Source organism: Thalassobacterium maritimum, assembly GCF_031127805.1.
GTDB lineage: Bacteria > Verrucomicrobiota > Verrucomicrobiia > Opitutales > Coraliomargaritaceae > Thalassobacterium > Thalassobacterium maritimum.
In genome coordinates, this window is record NZ_JARXHW010000013.1 from 1 (window position 1) to 19,332 (window position 19,332).

A 19,332-nucleotide genomic window follows, 5' to 3' on the forward strand; every position below is an offset into this window, starting at 1 on the left:
ACAGATACCAGCACAACGCTCATTTATCCAGCAACCACCCTCATCAGTGCTCTCTGTGTAATCTGTGGTTAAAAAAACTGAACCAAAGCAACCCATGCCCGAATCCCAAAACACCGAATACAAGCAAACTTGGCGCGACGAGTATCTGAAATGGGTCTGTGGCTTCGCCAATGCTGAAGGCGGCGTGTTGGTGATTGGGCGCGACGATGCGGGCAAAGTGGTCGGAGTGACGGGTGCCAAGAAACTGCTGGAAGACATCCCCAACAAAGTGCGGGACTTGCTGGGCATTTTGGTGGCGGTCAACCTACGCACTGAGGGCGCGTTGGAATTTCTTGAAATCGTGGTCGAGCCCTACCCCAACCCGATCAGCCACAAGGGGAAATACTACCTGCGCAGTGGCAGCACCTTGCAGGAACTCAAAGGCGCGGCCCTGGATCGTTTCATTCTGCGCGCGCAGGGCAAGACCTGGGACGGTGTGCCCGTGCCGTATGTCGGGGTGGCCGATCTCTCCAGCGCGGCCATCGCGAATTTTCGCAAACTGGCGACTGCCAGCGGACGTCTGGAGCGTAAGCTTTTGGACGAGCCAGACCCGATCTTGATTGAAAAGCTCAAACTCACGGAGGGTGACTATCTGAAACGTGCGGCGGTGTTACTGTTCCATGAAGACCCCGAACGCTTTGTCACTGGGGCCTATGTCAAAGTCGGCTTTTTCCGTTCGGAGTCGGATCTCGTCTACCATGACGAAATCCACGGTGATCTGTTCACGCAGACGGCTCAGACCGTTGACCTGATACGCACCAAATATTTGAAAGCAGCGATTCACTACGAAGGCCTGCAGCGCATCGAGACCTACCCGATTCCCTACGACGCACTGCGCGAGGCCGTGCTCAATGCGCTGATTCACCGTGATTATGCCATCACCGCCCCGATCCAGATCAAAGTCTTTGCGGATCGTCTAAAGCTGTGGAACCCCGTTGTGCTACCCGATGGATGGAACCTCAGCAAACTCCTCGGAGACCACGCCTCCCACCCCTTCAATCCAGACATCGCCAACGCCTTTTTTAGAGCTGGGGAAATCGAGTCCTGGGGGCGCGGCATCCAACGAATCTTCGAAGCCTGCCGCGCAGGCGGCACCCCTGAGCCAGAGCTCAGCCTCTCCGGGCACGACCTGTGGACAGAGTTCCCCTACTCGCCCGAATACTTGGCAGCGATCGGAGAAGGTTCGGAGAACAAGGGGGGTGAAAAGGGGGGTAAAAAGGGGGGTGAAAAACTAAGCCCGAATCGCAGCAAAATCGTCGAAGCGATGAGGCTAGAACCGAGCATCAGTCAAGTTGCGCTCTCCAAAATCGTGGGCATTGGCACGAACAAAATCGAAAACAACATCAAGTATCTAAAAGAAGCTGGCTGGATTCAGAGAATTGGCCCCGCTAAAGGCGGACATTGGGAGGTATTGAAATGAGCAACATCGGTAAACCAGAACGCGCTACACAAAACCGAGTCATCGCCCTCTTTCGGGATACACTCGACTACGACTACCTCGGCGACTGGGAGGAGCGTGAGGGCAACTCAAACATCGAAGAGGCCCTACTCTCGCAATGGCTCACCAAGCAAGGCTACACCGCTGCGCAGATCAGCCAGGCGATCAATTTGCTCCACCGGCGTGCCGACAAGGGCGGGCGCGATCTCTACTATAGCAACAAGGACGTCTACCACTATTTGCGCTACGGCGTGCCGGTCAAAGTCGAGGCTGGTGCAGTGACTGAAACTGTTAAGCTGATCGATTGGAAAACACCTAAGAACAATGACTTCGCGATTGCCGAAGAGGTGACTCTCAAAGGCGCGCATGAGCGCCGCCCCGATCTCGTGCTCTACGTGAACGGCATCGCGATCGGAGTGATCGAGCTGAAGAGCAGTCGCGTGACCATCGGCGATGGCATCCGTCAACTCATCTCCAACCAGCAGCCAGAGTTTAACGAATGGTTCTTCAGCACCGTGCAGCTGGTCTTTGCAGGCAGCGACAGCGAAGGCCTGCAATATGGAACGACGGGCACAGCTGAAAAGTATTTCCTAAAGTGGAAGGAAGACCCGGACGACAATGAAGGCTACAAGCTGGATAAGTATTTGGCCAAGATGTGCCGCAAGGAACGCATCCTCGAATTAATGCATGACTTCATTCTGTTCGATGGCGGCGTAAAGAAGGTGCCTCGCGTGCATCAGTATTTTGGAATTAAGGAATCTCAAGCACATGTGAAGCGTCATGAAGGCGGCATCATCTGGCACACTCAGGGCAGCGGTAAGAGCATCGTCATGGTGCTGCTGGCTAAATGGATTTTAGAGAATAACTCCAAGGCCCGCATCGTCATCGTGACCGACCGAGATGAATTGGATAAGCAAATCGAGGGCGTGCTTAAGCAATCTGATATCGTATCCGAAACGGACAAAGTGCGCGCGACTAGCGGTAAGGACTTGTTAAGAAAACTGAGTAAGCCAAACCCGCGCCTCGTCTGCACACTCGTGCATAAGTTTTGTCCACGCGGCCCCAAGGGTGAGCTCAAGTTTGACGATTTTATCAAAGAGCTGGAATCCAGCCCCAGCAAAACGGTGGGCGATGTATTTGTCTTTGTTGATGAGTGCCACCGCACACAGAGCGGCAACCTCAATAAGGCAATGAAAGCGGTCATGCCGAATGCTGTCTTCATTGGCTTCACCGGCACTCCCCTGCTTAAGAAGGACAAGCAGACCACGATGGAAGTCTTTGGCCGCTACATCCATCGCTACAAGTTCAGTGAAGCGGTGGAAGATGAGGTGGTGCTCGATTTGATTTACGAAGCACGCGACATCAATCAGAAGCTCGGATCCGAGGATAAGATTGACGCTTGGTTTGAGGCGAAAACCAAAGGCCTGAATGACTGGCAGAAGGACGAGCTTAAGAAGAAATGGGGCACCATGCAAAAAGTGCTCAGCTCGAAGTCGCGCATGTCTCAAGTCGTGACCGACATCGCCTTCGACTTCACCACCAAGCCGCGCCTCAGTAATCAACGTGGCAACGCGATCCTGGTGGCCAAGAGTATTTACGAAGCCTGCCGCTACTACACACTCTTTAACTCAAAGGAAGCAGGCTTCAAGGGAAAGTGCGCAGTCATCACCTCTTACAATCCGAATCAGAGTGACGTCTCTAAAGAGGAGACAGGCGCGGACACAGAAACCGCCAAGCAAGTCATCTTCGACACTTACACGGAATTACTCAAAGACGTCAGTCCCGCGCCGGGGCAATCAGCCACCAAGACCTACGAAGACGCGGCCAAACAGCAGTTCATCAAAGAACCGGCCAAAATGAAACTGCTGGTAGTGGTCGATAAACTGCTGACTGGCTTTGACGCGCCCCCGTGCACCTTTCTCTACATCGATAAGAAGATGCAAGACCACGGACTCTTTCAAGCGATCTGCCGTACCAATCGGCTGGACGGTGAAGACAAAGACTTCGGCTACATCGTCGATTACATGGATCTATTCACCTCCGTCGAAAATGCGATTGCCGTTTACTCAGCAGAACTCGATCACGGGGATGATACGAATGGCGACCGCTCTGATGTGCTACTCAAAGATCGCCTCAAGAAAGGCCGTGAACGCCTCGATACCGCCATCGAACAACTGGCACTGCTCTGCGATCCTGTTGAACCGCCCCAAGCGGAGATCGACTACATCCATTACTTCTGTGGCAACACCGAGATCGCAGGCGACTTAGAAGCAACTGAGCCACAACGTGCAGGGCTCTACAAGGGCACCGCAAGTCTCGTGAGAGCCTACGCTAACATCGCCGACGAAATGACTGCTGCGGGCTATTCAGATGCCGACTGCACACGCATCGAAGGACAGTTGCAGCACTACGTAAAGCTGCGCGACACCATTCGCAATGCCAGCGGTGAAGTGCTCGACGTAAAAGCCTACGAGGCCGACATGCGGCACTTGATCGACAATTACATTCATGCCGAAGGCCCGAAGAAGATTTCAAACTTCGAAGACGTGCCACTTGTCGATCTGATTGTGAAGACAGGGATTGCAGATGCGATTGCCGAAAAGCTAGGCAACATAAAGAGCAAAGAATCCGTAGCCGAGACGATTGAGAACAACGTCCGCAGTAAGATCATCAAAGAGAGCCTCACCAATCCAGCCTACTACGAAAAGATGTCTGAACTGCTCGACGAGATCATCGCCGACCGAAAACGCAAAGCCATCGAATACGAAGAATACTTAAAGCGCATTGAAGCCCTCGCCAAGAAAGTCCAGAGCGGCCACTCCGAAGATACGCCCGAAGTCTTAAAGCGAAGCAAAGCCCTGGCTGCCATCTACGAAAACTTGCAACCCTTCTCATCGCAACAGGTAGCCGAAGGCCAAGCCCCCTTCTCCAAGGATCAACTGCTAGAACTGGCGCAGCAGATCGACGCCAAGGTGCGTGAGGTCAAACAAGATGGATTTCGTGGACACGAGGGTAAGGAACGCATCATTATGGCCGCACTCTTGCCACTGCTGAATCACAATGCTGCTGAAGTGATACGCCTCTTCGACATTATCAAGCAGCAAGCCGAATACTAATGCGACTTCCGATACATTCATTTCAACGGATCATTCTCGTAGCGTGCAGCAAAACCTTTCTTTCTTAACGAACAGAATGCTTGATCAAATCAAACTCGGTGAACTCACCTGCGATGTGCTGCGCAAGGACATTAAGAATGTTCACCTCAGCGTGCATCCTCCTACAGGTCGCGTGACCGTCGCGGCACCAGAGCACATGAAGCTCGATACCATACGCGTCTATGTCATCTCAAAGCTCGGCTGGATCCAGGCACAGCAGCGCAAAATGGCTGAGCAAGACCGCGAGACGCCCCGCGAATACCTCGAAAGGGAAAGTCATTATCTTTGGGGCAAGCGCTACCTACTCTCGATCATCGAAGCAGAGCGTCCGCCCGAAATCACCCTCTCCCATCAGAAGCTCTTACTCCGCATTCGACCTGGGAGCTCGCAAGCCAAACGAGAGGCGATTCTCGAAGAGTGGTATCGCGAACAACTTAAGGCAGAGCTTCCTAAGCTCATAAAAAAGTGGGAGTCGCGTCTAGAAGTCGAAGTTAAGAAATTCTACGTGCGCCGAATGAAGACCAAATGGGGCAGCTGCACTCACCATCGAGGCACCATTCGACTTAACACCGAACTAACTAAGAAACCAAAGAGCTGTCTCGAATACTTGGTTGTGCATGAGATGGTACATCTACTAGAGCCCACCCACAACGAACGCTTTGTAGGGCTGATGGATCGACACCTCCCAAACTGGAGGCACACCCGCAATGTTCTCAACGATTTACCAGTCAGACACGAAGCTTGGCGGTATTAAGACACTTACTTAAATCGGAATTTAAACACGGTGGCGATGTATGAATGCTCGAAAGAATACGAGTAAGCCCAAGGCCAAGGCGAAGCTAGCAGGCTCGGGCACCATGTAGGCCTCAATCTCGCTTTTATACTCCGATAGATCGATGGCGATTGTGATTTGCCCGATGATGGCGCTGTCCGTGTTGTTCGGCTGATTATTGTAGGTGCCGACGGCTGCGATGCTGCCAGCTAATTTCCACTCGCCCCCCTCTTCTACAAAGAATCCACCACCGGAATCGTTTCTGACTGCTTGCGCCTCATAAGTGGTGCCACTGGACGAAAAGTTAGTCACTAAGGTATCGGCTCCTGCGTAGCTGCCAAAGCTTGAGATCTCATTGGTGCCCCAACGCACGGTGCGCGTGCTGGTAGTCTTGTAACCATCTAGCGTGCCTTCGGCACCTGCGAAAAAACTCTCACTCCAGGTCCAAGTCGCACCAGTTTCAACATACCAAGTGGTGGCGGAAGCTTCGGGAGAGCGACCTCCTGAAATCATCGTGACATCACTATTGAGCGCTGGCGTTGCATCTACGATGGATAGACTCGGCAAAAGTGGTAATGTGGCCAATTTAAAGAGTCTCAAGTCGGTGCCCCCGATTTGATAAGAGTCCACTCCATTATAACTGTATGTGCTTCCACCAACGGTGAAGGCCCCCGCATTAACGTGATTGGCCGTGAGCACCCAACCATCGCCAAGGTAAACTCCTGAGCCAGTGCTGGAGCTGCCAGCCACTTGCCCGACATTGCTAAAGCCGGGGTCGACTGGCTGCCCGTCTAAACCCGTGGGCGCGGTGTCGGCACCTGTGGGTAAGGTGAGATTAACCATGCCATAGCTGGCACTTAAACCGAGTATGAAAAAAAGCAGACTGAATCTAAATAAATACGTCATATGACAGGCTCAGGTTGTATAAGCTTATATTGTTAAGCTATTAAGCATACTTATTGGGGCAAAATAATCGAGCTAATTTCACCATTTGCTACGACACGAATCGGTTCCAAGTACAAAAGCTCGCTTGCCAATGAATCGGCGACGCGCTCAATTAGCAGCATGCCTAGCCCACACAAGACTTTACTCGCGCCCTCCATTCTCGCTGGCGACCATGCCAACCTTCGTAGCAGCCTAAAGGTGATCGAAGATGCGGGTCTGCAATGGGTGCACCTTGACATTATGGACGGCCACTTTGTGCCGAATCTGAGCTTTGGACCGCAGACCATCAAAGCGATGCGCCCAGACTCAAAGCTGTTCTTTGATGTGCACCTAATGTTGGACAATCCACACCTCTACATCGATGCCTTTCTGGACGCTGGCGCAGAGCAAATTACTATTCACGTGGAGCCAGACTACCCCGTAGCGGACACTTTGGCCTACATCAAGTCCAAGGGCTGCAAGTGTGGCGTGGTCTTGAATCCGGACACACCGGCGGAAGACGCCAAAGAGTTTTTGCCTGTCTGCGACATCGTACTGCTCATGACGGTGCAACCTGGCTTCGGTGGACAAAGCTTTCGCCATGATGTGCTGCCCAAGATCGAGCAATTTGACACTTGGCGCACGGAGCTGGGCCTGAACTATCGTCTGGAAATTGATGGCGGTGTGGACTTAGAGACCGCTCCACTCTGCACGCAACGCGGCGCGGACGCATTGGTCGCTGGCACCGCCTTTTTTAAAGCGGCCGATCAAGCGGCTTTCATCGATTCAGTCACCGCGTAGTACGCCGGCGAAGCGGCTGCGCGACAAAAATTTAGGGCCTCCGCGAAATCGGGGCCCTCTAACGCTGGTATTCGGACCTAATCCTCTGGCTGGCTCGCCTTCTTCTGGCGTGCTTTTGCCTTGGCGATGACTTCGACGTAGACGGTTTCACCGCCCTCGGTGAGTGCTTGACCGATGGCTTGCGAGAGTGCGCTCAGATGCACGACCTCAGCTGACTCGGCACTGATGCCCACCTTGCAATCAAAGTCCCAGAAATCTTTTCCCTCGGGCAGCTTTTTCTTACGCTCGCGTTTGAGGTATTTATTCACCTCCGCGCGGGTCGACTCGACTAAGCGTTCGGGTTTGATTCTGGGATGCGTGAGCGGAAAGGTTTTCTTCATAAGTGCGCAGAGCGTTTAGGGAATTGCCCTAAACGCAATCGCTATTTAATGAGAGAAATCAGCTACACTTTATTCGAAATCCAGACTGAGCTATACGGCTCCAGCACAATTTCACCTTCGAGGTCTGCGTAGCTCTCGCCGCTAATCAAGTCGCACCATGTTTCGGTGGCGATCAGGTTGAGCTCGACTAATGGGATGGTTTGCCGCTCCGCAGATACGTTGTTTAGAGCGAAGAGTGATTGATCGCGGTTCAGGCTCTCACGCCAGAAGGCGAACACTTGATCCGAGAAGTGCAAGGTGTATTGCGTGGCATTTGGGTGAAAGGCCGGCTGCTTGCGGCGGATCTCGATCAAACGCTTCATCTCTGCGAAAACTGCCTTATGGTGGCGTTCGTCGTCTTGCAGCGCGGCGTTGAGCTCATCTGCGGGCCACTGAAAGCGATTGATCGTGCGGGCACGACCGGTTCGTGCCATACCCTCGCGATTATTTTCAGTGCCCAGCAGGCTGTGAATATAGATCGCAGGCAGACCTTCCAGGGCGAGCATGATGGTATGAGCGCAGATGAAGCGTGCCATTTGCAGGCCATCCTCGCTGCCGCCAATTGTCTTCGCCATCGCACTGTAGAGCGAGATGTTGGCCTCGTAAGGCGTCAGGTCCCCCTCTGGTGTGCGACGCATGGAAATCTCGCCACCGCTATCGCGTAAATTCTCAACCAAGCCGTCCAATTCTTCACTGGACAACAAACCTTCAGCGGGACGCAGACCGATGCCATCGTGAGAGGCGATAAAGTTCAGATAAGCGCGGCCACGACGTGCTGGCGGCATCGACATCATCCATGTCTTCAAGTGCTGACAGTTGCCACTTAAAATCGAATTAAGCAGCAGTGGTGGCAGTGAGAAGTTATAGATTAGGTGCGCCTCGTTATCGTTGCCAAAGTAGCTCAAATTCTCGCGATTGGGCACATTGGTTTCGGTAATCAACACCGCCGATGGCTCCAAGTTCTCGATCACGATGCGCAGCAACTTGATCAGCTCATGCGTTTGCGGTAGATGCACGCAGGTCGTGCCTGACTGCTTCCACAGGAAGGCGATCGCATCCAAGCGAAAGTAGCGAATTCCTTGCTCTACGTAGTGGCGTATGATGCGCACGATTTCGTAGAGCACCTCTGGGTTCCTATAGTTTAGATCGATTTGATCTTCGCTAAAGGTGCACCATACGTGCTTTTCGCCGTCGACGGTTTGCACTTCTGTCAAGAGCGGCGTGCTGCGCGGCCGAACCACTGCAGATAGATCTTCGTAGTCAGTCCCTTCGATAAAGTAATCACGGCCAGGATCGCGGCCTTTGAGGAAATTCTTAAACCAGCGCGATTCGCTTGAGCAGTGATTGATCACTAAGTCCGCCATGATGTCGAAGTCCTCGCCGATGGACTGCAAGTCTTCCCAAGTGCCGAGCTTTGTATCGATTGCCTTGTAATCGATCACCGAGAAACCGTCGTCGGAACTGTAGGGATTGAAAGGCAAAACGTGCACCGCACTCAGCGTGTCTCGTAAATCACGCACTAAGAAGTTTTTAAGCTCCCGCAAGGGCTTGCGGGTCTCGCTAATGATGGAATCGCCATAGGTGATCATCATCACATCGGATTGATCCCACTTACTAGTGCCAAGCGCCACCGGGGCCACTTGCTCCGACATGTTGGCTGCTTCCAGCAAATGATCGGTAATGGCTTCTGCCTGGTCTGCGCCATAGATCTCGTTGACGTGCAGGGCCACACGTTGACGCACGCGCTGTGTCTTCGGGTGTAAGGCTGGGTTAACTACAATCTCGGAGCCGAACTCCTGACGATCGTCTTCAACGGCCTCTTTGAGCTGGTGCAAGATGTCCGGCACCGCCGCGATAACACGTTTCCAGCTGGGCATGAAGGGCACATCCATCGACTTGCTCGGGTCTAGGAATTCTTCGCCGGCATTTAAAATGTTCTCCGCAAAGACTTCGACCGCCGCGCCCTCGGTGTGGCGGTCAAATTTGAGACCATTGATCATGGCATCGTTGTGGTAGCTATCCACCATGTCCAAAGCGATGCGGAAGTATGCCGCTTTGATCGTGCGCACATGCTCGTGTGAAAACACCTGCCCCTGCGTCGCCATCTTGCGATAGAGGGATTTTGTGATGTCACAACTCATTTTTGAGAGTCCGCGACTGCGATCTTCCAGAGAGAGATCCTGATGCTTGTGATCGTAGGTATCGGCCACATCGACCTGACAAATTTGATTGGTCGAATAATTGCGCTGCATTTCAGAGAGCACGCCCATTTCCAAGCCCCAGTCCGACGGGATGCGAATGTCCTCGATCACATCGCGTTGCATTGAAAATTCGCCAGCCAAGGGATAGTGAAAACTGTCGAGGTAATCCAAATACTCATTGCCACCGCAGACTTTTTTCAAGGCACGGATCAAGGGCGTCACCAAGAGTCGGCAGACGCGCCCATTCATGGAATTGTTGGCCACACGCGCATAATAGCCCTTACAAAACTTATAGCTAAAGGACGGGTTAGCGACGGGATAGATCAAGCGTGCGAGCATGTCGCGCTTGTAAGTAGTGATATCGCAATCGTGCAGTGCGACCGCCTCGGCCTTGCCGGCCGCCAGCACATAGCCGAACATATACCAGACATTGCGCCCCTTGCCCATCTCCTTAGGAGCGAGCCCCTTTTCCTGTAGCAAGGCATCAATTTTGCGCAAACGAGGCCCATCGTTCCAAAGCACTTCAGGCTGTTGCGGCAAGCGGCTAAAAAACTCCAACGCGTGACGGTATTCCGCTTCGTTGGCGCGGTCCAGCCCGACCACAATTTGATCCAGATAAGGCACATCTGCCAGCTCATCGACAATGGATGAGAGTGCGGGCATCTGCAGCTCCGAATAGAGTGAAGGCAATACCAAGGCCATCGGTCGGCGCTTGCGAAATTGCATGAGCTCCGCTTCCAGCTTTTCCAGCGGGCGGTTATTAAGCTGATGCAGCGTAGTGATCAGTCCGTGTTGATGAAAATCTCCCATAGGTAATGTAGGTATTTAGCAGTATTCGTCTAGGATGGATAAGACCGCTGCGTTCCAACCCTTAGACGTTGGGAACGGAGCGTGCACCACGCGTGGCGCATAGGGTGTAATGTGTGGGCCGTCTGCATGCGGAATCACCACGGCGATATCCGCCGCTTCCAGCATGGCAGTGTCGTTGGCACTGTCGCCAAGGGCAACCAGCACCCACTCCACATCCGGCTCTCGGTCTTGATAAAATTTCAAAGCAGCTGCGGTGCCGTCCGCCTTGTCGGCGCTCCCCATCAAATGCCAGAAGCGGCCGCCGCGCAACATACGAATCCCGCGGGCCGAGAGCGCTTCGGCAAATGCCAAGCGGTGTACCTCGGTATCGTTCCAAGTGATCGGCTCCGTTGCCAGCCGCGAGCGCGAGCGCTGCGCCTGTGGGATCGAGAGTCCCGTGCGTTCAGAAAGCTCTTGATCCGACCAGTCATCAAAACCGGCAAACTTATAGCCTAAGCGACAACGCAACTCATGCGCGGCTTGTAAAATCTCACTGCGCGCGATGCCGTTAATCTGAACGGCATAGTCGCCCGGTCGTTCTTTGCGAATCGCCAACAGGCCGCCATTTTCCGCAACGATCGGCGAGTCTAGATCCAGCGACTTGGCCAAATCCTCCATCTCGGCCAGCGTCTTGCTTGAGTTTAACACCAGCGGTAGCCCCAGATTCCGCAAGCGCAGAATCGCTGGCGCTGCTTGCGCCCATGAATAACTGTGATCCAGGAAAGTGGCATCCAAGTCAGTGACGAAAAGAAGTTTTTGTGACTGCCCCATCCGACTCAGAACGCGCTGTCAATATTCCGCAGAACTTGCACCCGCGCAAAGGCCGGTCGCAATTCTTGTGCCTCCCGACGCATGCGCATGCGGGAGAGCCGTTGAACTAATATTCGCAGATAATGAGAAAACATAAATAGCGCTGAGCAATTCACATGCCAACTTGAAATTTAGCAATGGCGCGCCCGTGAATTTACTCTAACACTATAATGCGTTACTTAGGCTTCAACCAACCAGCTCACGCGTTGCCTGCAGGTAGATCGATTCACGATAAATACTGGAAACGGAATTTTCAGTGCTAACGCTACTAGAGCAATGCGGCATAAAGCGCAACAGATCCTGATAAACCTGTGTAGCACGCGCTAGATCGGGGCAATTCAACTGATCACCGCTAAAGCTGATAAAAGTGCCGCTGGCAGCCTTGCCGTAGCCCTTCGGGAATTCTTCCGAAAACGCATGCGACAGGGTCTTGGGGCTGCAGTTTAAATATTCGGAGCGCGACAGTATGTTGAGCATTTCGCTACGAGTATCACTGTTGTCACAATACTCACAGGCCTGCAACAGCACTTGTATCATCTTAATATACTCCTCGCCTCGATAGCTATAAAAACGCTCGGTCGTCGCGAGCACTTTCTCCGGATAACCACTCGAAATCTCAGAACTCGTGGCCACGCACCATCCGAGCTCCTCTTCAATCGCCAATGAGCTCCATGGCTCGCCCACGCAGAAGCCGTCAATATTATTAGCCGCCAGATTACGCACCATCTGATCGGGCGGTAGAACCGAAATAATGACGTCTTCTTGCGGCTTGATACCTTGGGCCTCGAGCCAGCGACACAGGGTAAAGTGATGCGACGATGCATGAGAAACAACCCCCAATACCAGTTTGCGAGGATGAAATCCACTTTTGATATAACGCCGTAAGCTTAGACCGTCATCCACGCCTTCCTCGTGGAGCTGCTTCGAAAGTGTAATTGCATTGCCATTACAATTGAGCACCATTCCGGTGATAACTTCGGTTTTGCTCACGTTGACGCCCATCTGCATCATAAACGGCATGGGACTCAGCGCTTGCGCGACATCCAGCTCGCCGAAGGCGAGTTTGTCACGTATTGTCGCCCAGCCGACCTCTCGCGATAGCTCTATATCGAGCCCAGCCTCGCGAAACATGCCAAGACTGTCCGCAATCACCAACGGCGCTGCATCGAGTAATCGAACATATCCTAATTGAATTGAAGCATTGCGGCGTGAGCGAATGGCAAAGTCTGAAGTAACGGTAAACATTTGCCCTCAGATAAGCATTGACCATACCTATTTAAAAAATAAATAAAAAGAATACATTCATACATTAAATGAATTTCTCTCATGCTTGAAACGATCGACAGCCGCCAACTTCTAGCCTTTTGTACTTTGGTTCAAACGGGAAGCTTTACAGAAACTGCGCGCATACTGAGCCTTACGCAGTCGGCCATCAGTCACTCGGTCAAAAATTTAGAGACAGACCTACGCTGCCAACTAGTCACTCGCACCGGGCGCAAGATCAACATCACTGATGATGGCGAAGAACTGTATAAAGATGCGCAAAATATTCTGAATCAAATGCAAGGGGCGCGCATGCGCATTCAGGACCGAGTCAACTGGGGGCGTGGAAGGCTACGTATCGGTGCCAGCACGACAGCTTGCCAACATATATTGCCTAATGTATTACGAGAGTTTAATGAGTGTTTCCCAGACTGCATACTGACCATCACACCTGCCGACACCCCGCAACTACTAGAAATGACGCGTCGCCATGAGATTGACTTGGCGATCATCGTGACTCCGTCAGACCTCAAAGAGATTGAAGCGAAGCCGTTATTTTCAGATGAATTAATATTGGTGACCTCCCCAATCCACGAATTTGCACAAAGTGGCCGCGCCCGAATGGCTAAAATTGCGCAGGAACGCATGGTCTTGTATAATAAAGGCAGCCATACCTTCGATTTGGTAGAACAAGCATTTCGCCAAAACAAACTGCTGATGCAAAACTACATCGAACTGGGCAGTATGGAAGCGATTAAGGAACTGGTAAAAATTAACTACGGAGTCAGCTTTCTCGCCTCATGGACAGTCGAGAACGAGATCAATGCGGGTAGTTTAATGCAAATATCCACCGGTCAACGAAAACTCATCCGCAATTGGGGCATCAGCTATGCGAAGGACAAGAAACTTTCAATTACTGAAGAAACTTTCCTAGGCATTAGCCAAGCAGTATGCAGCAAAATGCATTCAAGCAAACAAACTGGCTCCAGCAAGAGCACAAGCAAGAAGCCCCATTAATCACACCAAGGTGCCCCCTCTTACTTCAACGAGGCCCGCCCCCACCTAAGGAGTAAATTACAATTCAATACTATTTTAATAGCTCAGCAAGTTCGGTCGCTTGAAGCCAAGCACTACTTCACGCCACTGGCTAGCACAGTTTGAAAGTTGGGCTCTTCGCTTTCACGCGCCACGACGTTGACCTCGATCTTACGAAAGCCTGCGCTCTTTAGATACTGATACAGGGTGTTTTCGGAGAAGCCCATCCAGACATCAGCATAGAGCTCACGTGCTTTTTCAAATTGGTGTTCTAATAGGTCAATTATAATTAACTGGCCGCCGGGTTTTAAAATACGAAACGCCTCCTGCACTGCGGCTTCTGGGTGTTGCGCATGGTGGAGCGCTTGGCTGAGCAACGCGAGGTCCACACTTGTATCCTTCAGTGGCACCTGCTCGATGTCCCCCAGTTGATAGGTGAGGTTGGTGAAGCCGTTCTTCTTTGCTAAATCACGGCCAAACTCGACCATTTTTGGAGAATTATCAATACAGGTCACTTGCTCCGCACGTCGCGCCAAGAGTTGCGATAAAAGGCCTTCGCCTGCGCCTAGGTCTGCAATTTTGATTTTCGGGGTCAGGTGCAGTAAAAAATGTCCGATCGCCTCCCAGCTACGCCCAGGGCAATAGTTTTTACCTAAGCGCCCCGCCACGGAGTTAAAATACTGCTCCGACTGTTGTTTGCGCTTTTCTAGGATGCGCTTTAAGTTCGCACAGTCAGCAACGATTTGTTCAGTATCTTCCACTGCAAGCCGTGCAGCCTCCAGCAAGGCGAGGCCTTGTGTGTCGAAGCCTCGATTGATCGCATAAAAGGTCTTCTTCCCCTCGCGTCGATCGTGCACTAGCTCTCCTTGGCGGAGTAGCCCGAGGTGTGATGAGATGCGCGACTGCCCCATATCAAGCACTTCTTGTAACTCTGCCACCGACAGTTCCTCCCGCATCAAGAGCGAAAGGATCCGCACGCGCGTTGAATCCGCCAATAGTTTAAGAGTTTCCCAAGAATCTGCCATCCAAAGAGTTTCTGAGAAGAAGCGCCACCGAGGCAAGCAATCTTAGTTGAAGTTCTCGCTAGAAGAAAAAGCGCAAGATCAGGTGCAAGCTGACACATGCGGCCATTCCTGCGGCTAAGTCGTCGACGGCACAGCCCAATCCGCCTGGCAAATCCTGTAGCTTCGAGATTCCAAATGGCTTTAAAATATCGAAGACTCGGAACAGGGCAAAACCACCCAAAAGCACGGGCCAGCTGCCATGCTGCGCAATCAAGCCACTGTGGCCACCCATGCCAATGAAAACCAAGGGCACAGCCACCACTTCATCCAATACAATCATGCCCGGGTCGCGCATCTGCAGCCGTTTTTCCGCCGCATCACAAATGGCCACCGATATATATGCACTCAAAGCCGCTAGAAAAATAAAGCCGAGCGGGGAGGCATTATGAAAAAAGACTGCGTAAAAGGCCAAGCCGACCACACTGCCCCATGTGCCAGGCGCTTTCTTCATACGCCCCACAGGGCCGATAGTCGCGAGATTGACGACTAAGGGAGTGGACAAGGTACGTGTCCAAAATACGTAACGATCAATGGCACTCACGACTTTTCCTCGTTTTCACCCGTAAAGATGGACCAATATTTAATCATATATTGTGTGCCGGAAGAAACCGTCAGTAGCGTCGCAATCACAAAGAAAGCCAGCCCGCCCCAGTGCAGCACATCGCCCACAATTGCAGGGATCCATTCGGAAAAATCGACCCGCACGCTCACTGCTAAAAGCAATAAAATAGCCGCTACGATTTGCGAGACAGTCTTGTGCTTACCCGATTTTTCCGCCGCCAACACGATGCCAGAACTCGCCGCCACCAGGCGCAGGCCTGTGATCAAAAATTCGCGACTAAGGATTAAGAGTAACAAAGGTAAAGCCCAGGCGGGCAAGGTGCCATGCGCCAGTAGAGCAATAAAGAGGCCGACCATGAAGACCTTATCCGTCAAGGCGTCCATTAACTTCCCGAAGTTAGACACAATCCCCTGTTTACGAGCGACATAGCCATCGGCCCAATCGGTCAGAGCCCCAATTACAAACAGTACAAAGGCGATCGTGCTCGCCCCCGTGAACGGGGCATAGAGAAAGCCCACAATGCCGAAGAGGATTGGGATTCGAGAAAGCGTCAGTAAATTTGGAAGATTCACAGTGTTAAGATGCCGCAGATGCAAGCAGGCGGCTAGCCCAAAATTCGAGATTTTACGTGAGAAAAACTTGAATGCGAAAGTTGCAACCAAATGGAGACGAGACGTCCTGCCCAACTGGTACCACAAGAAGACCCGCACCCATCTCGCCGAACCGAAGCGATCAAACGCATATAAATGAACACGAATCATAAGCGTAAAATGAGCGGCTATAAGCGGTCCCCAGCTACGCTGGAAAAGCAGAGCATTAGTGCAGTTGAGCGATCTGGGCATCTGACGCATTCGAGTCCTGATCCAGAAAACACAGACAACCCATAACTGAGGAGACCGCCCTCTGTGCTCCTATGACGTAGTCCGGTTCAGCAAGCTGCCCGGTCTTGTCGGCGGACCTCCTGACTTGCACATCAGCTCGCCGGTTGGATCCACACTGCTTCCGCGCGGAATCTCGTGATTACGCACTTGTGCTTCTCTAGTAATTGATTTGTTGTTCAGGTCTTTCACGATGGACTTTAACCATATTAGTTTATCAACATGCCGAGCATACCAAGGCGACTGTGGGCGACTCCGTTCGTTCCTCACTCAGCGCCACATATCGACGATATGGGAGAAAAAATGAAAGTATCTTTCAGGCATAATGGTAAACTTTCCTATGAGCGATTCAGGCCGTTCTTCGAAGCTACAGTCAAAGTAAACGATGCTCTGACACTACATATTCGGGGGGATTTAGAGAAACAGTTTACAATATCCTGCGCTAAGACAAAACTCGTATTGGTCGAAGAAATCCACCCAGACACGCGTGAATGGGCGATTGAGTCGACACCTCATTCCGAAGAAATACTCAAAGTTAAGGCAGGAAGTTTACCCTACTCGGTTACAATGAGTCGTTTTGGAGCATTTCGTTGGGGCGAAGAGAAAAAGAAAATGGAATTATCATATATTCGAGGACTACGAAGTGCAGACTTTGGCGATTTCCAGATTGAGCATCGCGATTATCAAACTGGATTAACTTTAATATATTCTACCGCCCCCTCTCTTCTCGCCGCCATATGGTTTGGTTTTTGGTATTGTGGCAGATTCAATTTCCAACAGGACTAACAGTCAGAGCACTCAATGTCGACAACGCGCCATAAATGAGGAACCCGAGGAAGCCTGCATAGCCTCAACTAGTGACTATATCGAAAAAAACTGGAGGCCGAATTCTCTCGTCATTTCTCGACAGGCACTCACTTAGATTCCGATTCCGCCTCAGCTGCCTCGCGGGCGGCCTTGGTCATGCGCACGACATTGCGCACCGGATTCTTCGTCACGATATTACCGCCTGCGGATCGTCCGCGCACGGCGAGGTCCTTAAAGAAGAGTTCCTCCTCGGTCTTGCGCAAACGCGGCGCGGGCTTGAGGTTAATTTTCACGGCATCGGCTTCGCCCCCCTCGGTGGGATAGCAGGAAATATACAAGACGCGGGAACCGGGCGTGCCTTTGGTCAGATCGTATTCGCGATCTCGAGTCACTCCGCCAGTGGTGAAATGCTTGGCTAGCGTCGGGCCGGAACGACCGTCGCGATAGACCATGCAATAGGTGATCGAGTTGGGCTCAGCTCGGTTAAAGATGTCGATATGCAAAATATTCTTACCAAAGAAGGCCTTCTCGCTAACTTTGCTCACGATCAGCTTGCCCTCTTGATTGATGGCGATCACGTCGTCGAGGTTCGAGCACTTGCACACGGCCTCATCCTTCTTCATGCCGAAACCTGCGAAGCCTTCCTTCTTGTCGACGTAAAGCGTTTCGTTCGCAATCACCACTTCTTGCGCCACCACCTTCTTAAATGATGCAAGCTCGGTTTTGCGGCCGCGCCCCATTCCGTATTTCTTCTTCAGGTCCGAGAACCACTTGATGGTATACTTAGTCAAGTGATTGAGGTGCTTCTGGGTGGTCTCAATATCTTCTTCGAGCCCCTTAATCAGTTCATTTGCACGGAAAGAGTCGAATTTAGAGATGCGCTTAATCTTAATTTCCAACAGGCGCAGAATGTCGTCCTGAGTGATCGCACGCTTGAAGAGCTGCTTGTAGGGATCGAGCCCTACGTCCACGGTATGGATGACGGCTTCCCAAGTTTCTTCTTCTTCGATCCGGCGATAGATGCGCTTCTCAATAAAGATCTTCTCCAGCGAGCTGAAGTGCCACTTCTCTTCGAGCTCGCCGAGTTGTATCTCGAGCTCGAGTTTAAGTAGGCTTCGAGTCTTTTCAGTCGCCAGATAGAGTAGATCGGCCGCGGAAAAGAAGTGCGGCTTCTCGTTTTCGATCACGCAAATATTGGTGGAAACAGACAGCTCACAATCAGTAAATGCGTAGAGTGCTTGCTCCACCACAAAAGGGTCGGAACCGCTGGGCAGGTAGACCAAGATTTCCACCACATCGGCGGTGTTGTCTTCCACTCGCTGAATCTTAATCTTGCCCTTCTCGTTGGCTGAGATGATCGAATCAATCAAGCTGGTGGTGGTTTTGCCGAAAGGAAGCTCGGTAATGGCGAGCAGGTTCTTTTTGCGCGCTTCGATGCGCGCGCGCACTTTGACGCGCCCCCCACGCTTGCCGTTGTTGTATTCCGACACGTCGGCGATCCCGCCCGTCGGGAAGTCAGGCACCAGCTCGGGAGTCTCTTTGCGCAAGAGCGCGATACAACCATCCAAGAGTTCGTTGAAGTTGTGTGGCAAAATCTTACAAGACAGGCCAACTGCAATGCCCTCGGCCCCTTGCGCCAGCAATAGTGGGAATTTGACCGGTAGTGTCTCTGGCTCTTTGTTTCGACCATCATACGATGCCAGCCAATTTGTCGTCTTCGGATTGAAAACGACATCTAGTGCAAACTTAGACAGGCGGGCCTCAATGTAACGCGGCGCGGCGGCAGAATCGCCAGTCAGGGTGTTGCCCCAGTTGCCCTGCATGTCGATCAAGAGTTCCTTTTGCCCCAATTGCACCATGGCATCCCCGATCGAAGCGTCACCGTGTGGGTGATACTTCATGGTGTTGCCGATCACGTTGGCCACCTTGTTGTAGCGACCATCTTCTAGCTCACGCATCGAGTGTAATATGCGACGCTGCACCGGCTTCAGGCCATCATTCGCATGTGGAACCGCACGCTCTAAAATCACATAGCTGGCGTAGTCGAGAAACCAATCGCTAAACATCTGATCGACGTGCCCGGTATCCGTTTTGAGCGCGAAGATATCTTCCGTCGTCAACGGTTCGGCCTCGATGGACTCGGAAGGCTGATCGAATTCGAGGTCAAAATTTTCTGTCTTAGGCGTCTTTTTACGAGGCATATGTTTAGAGTCAGAAGTTTTCACAAGCGGGGTTCAAGTAGATTTCGCTTACGCGTGCAGAATCACCGCCCTGCGTCACTCAATTATTAGCCTGTATGCACAATTAGTCGATTT

The 19,332-nt window shown here is 52.0% G+C and carries 15 protein-coding genes; 6 read left to right on the forward strand and 9 right to left on the reverse strand.

Going from position 1 to position 19,332, the window contains the following annotated elements; translation table 11 throughout:
- The first annotated feature begins 94 nt into the window (after positions 1-94).
- The 3 genes from QEH52_RS07395 (at position 95) to QEH52_RS07405 (ending at position 5,386) form a co-directional block, all read left to right on the forward strand.
- Positions 95-1,459: an ATP-binding protein gene (locus QEH52_RS07395; RefSeq protein WP_308949461.1), complete on the forward strand. Its 1,365-nt coding sequence runs from the start codon at positions 95-97 to the stop codon at positions 1,457-1,459.
- On the forward strand, positions 1,456-4,593 hold the full coding sequence (locus QEH52_RS07400; RefSeq protein WP_308949462.1) for a type I restriction endonuclease subunit R: 3,138 nt from the start codon (positions 1,456-1,458) through the stop codon (positions 4,591-4,593). Before QEH52_RS07395 ends, QEH52_RS07400 begins: the two co-directional genes overlap by 4 nt.
- Positions 4,594-4,669: 76 nt before the next feature.
- A complete protein-coding gene (locus tag QEH52_RS07405; protein WP_308949463.1) occupies positions 4,670-5,386 on the forward strand; it encodes a M48 family metallopeptidase in 717 nt (238 codons plus the stop codon).
- Positions 5,387-5,407: 21 nt separating this feature from the next.
- Here QEH52_RS07405 and QEH52_RS07410 read toward each other — a convergent pair whose 3' ends face one another.
- Positions 5,408-6,247, reverse strand: coding sequence for a hypothetical protein (locus QEH52_RS07410; RefSeq protein ID WP_308949464.1), 840 nt, complete (start codon positions 6,245-6,247; stop codon positions 5,408-5,410).
- Between the two features lie 222 nt (positions 6,248-6,469).
- On the opposite strand from QEH52_RS07410, the gene rpe reads away from it, so the two are divergent.
- Positions 6,470-7,129 carry a ribulose-phosphate 3-epimerase gene (gene rpe / locus QEH52_RS07415; protein ID WP_308949465.1) on the forward strand — a complete coding sequence of 220 codons (660 nt, stop codon included), beginning with the start codon at positions 6,470-6,472 and terminating at the stop codon, positions 7,127-7,129.
- 77 nt (positions 7,130-7,206) lie between these two features.
- Here the strand turns inward: rpe and QEH52_RS07420 are convergent, their stop codons facing one another.
- The 4 genes from QEH52_RS07420 to QEH52_RS07435 all read right to left on the reverse strand — a co-directional run bounded on the left by QEH52_RS07420 (position 7,207) and on the right by QEH52_RS07435 (position 12,653).
- Positions 7,207-7,509: a DUF6172 family protein gene (locus QEH52_RS07420; RefSeq protein ID WP_308949466.1), complete on the reverse strand. Its 303-nt coding sequence runs from the start codon at positions 7,507-7,509 to the stop codon at positions 7,207-7,209.
- A 62-nt stretch (positions 7,510-7,571) separates the two neighbouring features.
- On the reverse strand, positions 7,572-10,559 hold the full coding sequence (locus QEH52_RS07425; RefSeq protein ID WP_308949467.1) for an alpha-amylase family glycosyl hydrolase: 2,988 nt from the start codon (positions 10,557-10,559) through the stop codon (positions 7,572-7,574).
- Between the two features lie 15 nt (positions 10,560-10,574).
- Positions 10,575-11,369: an HAD-IIB family hydrolase gene (locus QEH52_RS07430; RefSeq protein WP_308949468.1), complete on the reverse strand. Its 795-nt coding sequence runs from the start codon at positions 11,367-11,369 to the stop codon at positions 10,575-10,577.
- A gap of 225 nt (positions 11,370-11,594) precedes the next feature.
- Positions 11,595-12,653 carry a CmpA/NrtA family ABC transporter substrate-binding protein gene (locus tag QEH52_RS07435; RefSeq protein WP_308949469.1) on the reverse strand — a complete coding sequence of 353 codons (1,059 nt, stop codon included), beginning with the start codon at positions 12,651-12,653 and terminating at the stop codon, positions 11,595-11,597.
- An 81-nt stretch (positions 12,654-12,734) separates the two neighbouring features.
- Here QEH52_RS07435 and QEH52_RS07440 point away from each other — a divergent pair, with 81 nt between their 5' ends.
- The gene (locus QEH52_RS07440; protein ID WP_308949470.1) at positions 12,735-13,688 is read left to right on the forward strand and encodes a LysR family transcriptional regulator; all 954 of its coding nucleotides are present in this window, start codon (positions 12,735-12,737) and stop codon (positions 13,686-13,688) included.
- 113 nt (positions 13,689-13,801) lie between these two features.
- Here the strand turns inward: QEH52_RS07440 and QEH52_RS07445 are convergent, their stop codons facing one another.
- The 3 genes from QEH52_RS07445 to pgsA are packed head-to-tail and all read right to left on the reverse strand — an operon-like array spanning position 13,802 to position 15,904.
- Complete coding sequence (locus QEH52_RS07445; RefSeq protein WP_308949471.1) at positions 13,802-14,731, reverse strand: ArsR/SmtB family transcription factor; 930 nt, start codon at positions 14,729-14,731, stop codon at positions 13,802-13,804.
- A gap of 58 nt (positions 14,732-14,789) precedes the next feature.
- Complete coding sequence (locus QEH52_RS07450) at positions 14,790-15,311, reverse strand: phosphatidylglycerophosphatase A family protein (RefSeq protein ID WP_308949472.1); 522 nt, start codon at positions 15,309-15,311, stop codon at positions 14,790-14,792.
- A complete protein-coding gene (gene pgsA, locus QEH52_RS07455) occupies positions 15,308-15,904 on the reverse strand; it encodes a CDP-diacylglycerol--glycerol-3-phosphate 3-phosphatidyltransferase (protein ID WP_308949473.1) in 597 nt (198 codons plus the stop codon). The genes QEH52_RS07450 and pgsA overlap by 4 nt, the downstream gene beginning before the upstream one ends.
- A gap of 609 nt (positions 15,905-16,513) precedes the next feature.
- Here pgsA and QEH52_RS07460 point away from each other — a divergent pair.
- Positions 16,514-16,996 (forward strand): hypothetical protein, encoded by a 483-nt coding sequence (locus QEH52_RS07460; protein ID WP_308949474.1) that lies wholly within the window; start codon positions 16,514-16,516, stop codon positions 16,994-16,996.
- Positions 16,997-17,124: 128 nt separating this feature from the next.
- Here QEH52_RS07460 and QEH52_RS07465 read toward each other — a convergent pair whose 3' ends face one another.
- Positions 17,125-19,218 carry a DNA gyrase/topoisomerase IV subunit A gene (locus QEH52_RS07465; RefSeq protein WP_308949476.1) on the reverse strand — a complete coding sequence of 698 codons (2,094 nt, stop codon included), beginning with the start codon at positions 19,216-19,218 and terminating at the stop codon, positions 17,125-17,127.
- Positions 19,219-19,332: the final 114 nt, after the last annotated feature.

Coding starts and splice junctions, on each gene's coding strand:
- QEH52_RS07395 (WP_308949461.1), top strand. CDS start 95: ATGCCCGAATCCCAAAACACCGAATACAAGCAAACTTGGCGCGACGAG.
- QEH52_RS07400 (WP_308949462.1), top strand. CDS start 1,456: ATGAGCAACATCGGTAAACCAGAACGCGCTACACAAAACCGAGTCATC.
- QEH52_RS07405 (WP_308949463.1), top strand. CDS start 4,670: ATGCTTGATCAAATCAAACTCGGTGAACTCACCTGCGATGTGCTGCGC.
- QEH52_RS07410 (WP_308949464.1), bottom strand. CDS start 6,247: ATGGTTAATCTCACCTTACCCACAGGTGCCGACACCGCGCCCACGGGT.
- rpe (WP_308949465.1), top strand. CDS start 6,470: ATGCCTAGCCCACACAAGACTTTACTCGCGCCCTCCATTCTCGCTGGC.
- QEH52_RS07420 (WP_308949466.1), bottom strand. CDS start 7,509: ATGAAGAAAACCTTTCCGCTCACGCATCCCAGAATCAAACCCGAACGC.
- QEH52_RS07425 (WP_308949467.1), bottom strand. CDS start 10,559: ATGGGAGATTTTCATCAACACGGACTGATCACTACGCTGCATCAGCTT.
- QEH52_RS07430 (WP_308949468.1), bottom strand. CDS start 11,369: ATGGGGCAGTCACAAAAACTTCTTTTCGTCACTGACTTGGATGCCACT.
- QEH52_RS07435 (WP_308949469.1), bottom strand. CDS start 12,653: ATGTTTACCGTTACTTCAGACTTTGCCATTCGCTCACGCCGCAATGCT.
- QEH52_RS07440 (WP_308949470.1), top strand. CDS start 12,735: ATGCTTGAAACGATCGACAGCCGCCAACTTCTAGCCTTTTGTACTTTG.
- QEH52_RS07445 (WP_308949471.1), bottom strand. CDS start 14,731: ATGGCAGATTCTTGGGAAACTCTTAAACTATTGGCGGATTCAACGCGC.
- QEH52_RS07460 (WP_308949474.1), top strand. CDS start 16,514: ATGAAAGTATCTTTCAGGCATAATGGTAAACTTTCCTATGAGCGATTC.
- QEH52_RS07465 (WP_308949476.1), bottom strand. CDS start 19,218: ATGCCTCGTAAAAAGACGCCTAAGACAGAAAATTTTGACCTCGAATTC.